The sequence below is a fragment of the Pseudomonas sp. NFACC43 genome (assembly GCF_900119645.1).
Classification (GTDB): Bacteria; Pseudomonadota; Gammaproteobacteria; order Pseudomonadales; family Pseudomonadaceae; genus Aquipseudomonas.
Window position 1 is genome coordinate 1 of the sequence record NZ_FPKK01000037.1, and the last position, 4,201, is coordinate 4,201.

1 protein-coding gene and 2 pseudogenes are annotated in these 4,201 nt (G+C 58.2%); 2 read left to right on the plus strand and 1 reads right to left on the minus strand.

What is annotated here, in order from left to right; genetic code table 11:
* Nucleotides 1-1,611 (plus strand): annotated as a pseudogene (locus tag BT179_RS26855) (hypothetical protein); the annotation flags it as partial.
* Nucleotides 1,612-1,647: 36 nt separating this feature from the next.
* Here BT179_RS26855 and BT179_RS26190 read toward each other — a convergent pair.
* On the minus strand, nucleotides 1,648-2,172 hold the full coding sequence (locus BT179_RS26190; protein ID WP_072432393.1) for an RICIN domain-containing protein: 525 nt from the start codon (nucleotides 2,170-2,172) through the stop codon (nucleotides 1,648-1,650).
* A gap of 374 nt (nucleotides 2,173-2,546) precedes the next feature.
* Here BT179_RS26190 and BT179_RS26195 point away from each other — a divergent pair.
* Nucleotides 2,547-4,201, plus strand: a pseudogene (locus BT179_RS26195) (hypothetical protein); the annotation flags it as partial.

A 4,201-nucleotide genomic window follows, 5' to 3' on the forward strand; every position in this document is an offset into this window, starting at 1 on the left:
TTCTCCGGCACCGGCCATAGCTGGACGGGCCAGCCCGCCGCGCGGGTCGAGGTGCGGCGGGTCGGGGAGTCGACGCCTGCCGCGCCGATTGCCAATGTGGCGAACAACGCCTGGTCCAGCATCGCCACCGCAGCCTGGAACCCTGGGACCTACTTCGTCGAAGCCTGGCAACTGTTCAAGCCGGCCGGGGAGAGCAGTGACCTGCGGTCTGAGCCCACCGCCTCACGGGAATTCACCATCAGGGCCCCGGTGCCCACCGTGGAGTTTCGCCACGACGGCCTGACGCCGCATTTTTCCGGCGCCTGTCTGGACGGTGGGCAGGTGCAGCTGTGGTTCGACGGCGACCCGGATTCGCCCTATGACGCAGTGGTGAGCGGTACCACCTGGAGCTTCACCCGAGACGAACCTTTCATGCCCGGCGCGTATACCGCCAGGGTGAAACAGTCCTTCGGCGGCCAGACTTCCGACGAGGTGCTCCAGCCGTTCGATATCGTCGTGTTGAAACCGGTCATCACTTCACCCATCGATGAAGACGTGGATCACAACCCGGTCATCCGGGGCACCGGTGGCATTCCGGGGGCGACGATGCGGGTGCATGAGTTCGTCTCGGAAAGGCCCCTCGGCGAAGCCCCAGTCACGGGAAACGAATGGTCGGTGCCCATTCGGGAAGACCTTTTGTTTGACGATTACAAGGTCTACGCCATCCAGCAGTATGGCGAATTTCCTTCCGAGAAAAGCGAACCGGCCAGCTTCACGGTGATCCTGTTCCCGCCCACCATCGAGTATCCCCAGCCGGGGGATGCCATGGCCCGCGTCTCGATCATCGACGGCTATGCCCGCAAGGCGTCAGGGGTGGACACCGCGACGGTCGAGTTGTGGCTCGACGGCGCGGATGAGCCGCTGGCCACGGTGCGGGCCAGAGGTGTCGATGGCTACTGGTCCTATGAAACCCATTTGCCGGTGGGCACTTACACGCTGCGGGCCAAACAGTTTTTTCAGGGCAAACCCTCCGATTTCGGTCCTGAACATGAATTCACCGCCGTGCCGGCCATCCCGCTCATCGAGTCCCCGGCGCTGCAACAGCACCTCGGCGCGACAGCGACGATTTCCGGCCATGGCTATGTCGGCGATTGGGTGGAAGTGGCCTGGAGCGACGCGCCCGACACGCTGTTGGGCAGGGCGCAGGTGCAGGCGAACCGCACCTGGTCGATTCCCATCGCTATCACGCGTGCGGCCGGCACTCATTCATTGATGGTGCAGCAGGAATGCGAAGGTTATCGCTCCGGCTGGAGCGCGGCGCACGAGGTACTGCTGTTATCCCCGGCCCCGACGTTCACCTCGCCCGAGGCCGGTCACTGGTTTGCCGGGCAGGTGTTTTTCGAAGGCACCGGCGCGGCCGGCAAGGACGTCGATGTGTCGTACTGGTTCGATGCCCGGCAGTTGATGGCCCAGGATCGCCCGGTGGCCGACGGTGCCTGGACGGGCGCGCCCGAAGCACCGTTGGCCCCCGGCTCGCACTGGGCGAAGGCGCGGCAGAGTGGAACGGACTGGGGCGATAGCCCGCGTTTTGAAGTGGTTCAGGTCGATGGGAGCCTGGACGTTACGCTTTAGGCAATCGATGCCTGGCGCTCACAAAGGTTAAACAGGTCAAAGTTCCCTTACATACGCCAGTTTGAATCTCTGGTTGGCGGAGCCGCCATAAGGATAGATGATGATGTTGGTATTGTTCGATGTGCCGCCGCCCCGCACATCCAGAACATCGCTTGCCCATTGATTTTCTAAATAAACAAAGCCGCCGCCCGCGTCTTTCAGAAGCCAAAGTTGACTACTTCGCCAGTCGTTGCGTGAGGCGATTGCATTTTCTTCATCTTCGTAGTAAGGCGACTTTCCTAGGGCCAGGTTGTTACGTCCGTTCGTAATCAGATACATGGATAAGTCGCGTGTGACTTGTATGGAATAGAATTTCCAAGTGGATTCGGTGGCGTTGCTGTTGCTATACAGTTTGACGTTATGGGTAGAGGCGCTGCTTTCTGTCAGCGACATATCAACAATCATGGAGTTGTCCAGGTTGCTATGTATTTTATAGACGGCGTTTGGAACGCTCACGATTAAGCCGGAGGCGCTCCGTTCAGAGGCTTGCGCAGCATTTTGGGGGAAATCGTCGTCTTGCATAGCGGAATTCCTGAATTTAAGAGAGCGCGGATTCATTACCGAAGTCAAGGTTGGCGAAAAAAGGGAGTTCGTATCTAAAGTCAAACTGTGATGGTTGCTTGAATATAAGGGTGGGCGGATATTGCAGGCCGGTCTACTGTAATAAGTTACAGGCGCTTAGAGTTTTTCGGCATAGAAATTTAATATTCATGCAGATATGGCATTTTCGACAAAGGCGCCGTTCGCTCCTGTTTGACCCCGGTTTCGCGCCCAGCACCGCTTGTCGGCACTGTCATATCTAACAGGTGCGCGGGCGCGCCAGGTTGTCATTCACTTATCCCATGAACGGCGTGGCAATGTTGCCAGCCGAAATGTATTCCCAAACGGGGGGAAGCATGGGCAGTGACGACGGTATCGAAGAGAGCCTGCCCGCAGGCTCGCCAGAAACTCAAGGCGAAGTTATCAGTGCCGTCGACGATGACGGTGAACTCACTGAAACCCGTGCAAACATAACAATAAGAGCAGCTGACTCAGGTTATTGGGCAGACCTTGAGGTGGAATACACCTGGTCAAACGATGGAAGGTCGCTCAGCGTAAAGACTCTGCGATATCGGGCGAAAGATAATGGTCGTAAGAAAGGAAATATTAAGCTGAAGCTTGTTTCCAAAGGCGATACGGGATGGGATCAACTTTTGAATGATGGTGGCATTCAAGATGGTCAATGGCATTCTTTTGTTCATACCCGTTCCGTAGAGGGGAATGTAAAGGGTGCTTTTATACATTTCAATTTTATTTACGACAGGGATGATGTCAAAGACGTCAATATGACGGGAGATGTAACTACGTTATACCGCCCGTTGGCCCCCTACATCAATCAGCCTGGGGATGTTCCCCCCGATTCTTCGGTGAGCGTCACGGGAATAGGCGGAATGTACGGTCTTGGCACCCTCATTGTTTATGATGTCAGGGATTACTCGACCTTGGGCTTCGCCACGATCGAGCAAAGTGGCGACTGGAAAGCTACATTCAACATGCCGAGCGGAGCGAGCACGCTGACGTTCTTCGCTCTCCAGTGGAGAGGAGCGACGGGGGCCGATTCAAACCAGGCAACAGTCAAAGTGGTTCCTATGACACTCAGGATACCCACGGCGGATTCTGTCGTGCGCGCCGACTTGCTTGTGTTCAAAGGAGACGGCGCTTCTGGTGTGCAGGTATGGACGGTTATCCCTAACGTTGGTGACGAACTGTCCGAAACCGTCACGGTGGGAACGAGCAAAACCTGGGAGGCTCAGGGTAAGGCGTTGACCACTGGACGCCACACCGCTCAGGTTGCATATCGGGTCGGGAACGGCCCCGTCAAATACGCGCAGGAGCACCGCTCCTTCATTGTTATAAACACACTGGCTATCACCTCGCCTTCAGCCTCAACCGCTCAGGACATGAATTTCACCTTATCGGGAACAGGCGGGATGGAGGGTGCCACCGTCAGCGTGAAAGTTGATTGGGATGAGACCAGTGTCGGTGCAGGGAATGTAGGCGCAGGCGGTGCCTGGAGCGCCACCGTTCGTATGCCAGCAGCCGGCCCCACATCGCTGGTGGCCGAGCAGACCTACCGTGGCGTCACTTCACTGCGCAGCGTCGCCCGGGCTTTCAAGATCAAGCCTGCGAAACTGCCACCTGTCCAGGTGTCCTATCCCAGCCCCGGGACTGTCAGGTTTTCCGGTACGGGTTACCGGGATGCCCGGGTCGAGATCTATATCACTGGCGGTGCCCTGCAGCTGCATACCAATGTAACGAGCGAGGGGTGGTCCGTTGACTGGCCCGACCAGCCACCTTCATCCGCCCGCCAGATGGATGCCCGGCAAGGGGTTGTCGATGGGGCGGGCTGGATTTACTCCGATTGGGCCGACAGGTTCACCGTCACAGTCCCCGTTCCGGTCCCGACCCTCACGGTGAGCGTAGGCGCCGACCGCAAACCGGTGTTCTCCGGCACCGGCCATAGCTGGACGGGCCAGCCCGCCGCGCGGGTCGAGGTGCGGCGGGTCGGGGA

What these genes read in the sequence shown, in the direction of transcription:
- BT179_RS26190 (WP_072432393.1), bottom strand. Translation starts at nt 2,172, where the DNA reads ATGCAAGACGACGATTTCCCCCAAAATGCTGCGCAAGCCTCTGAACGG.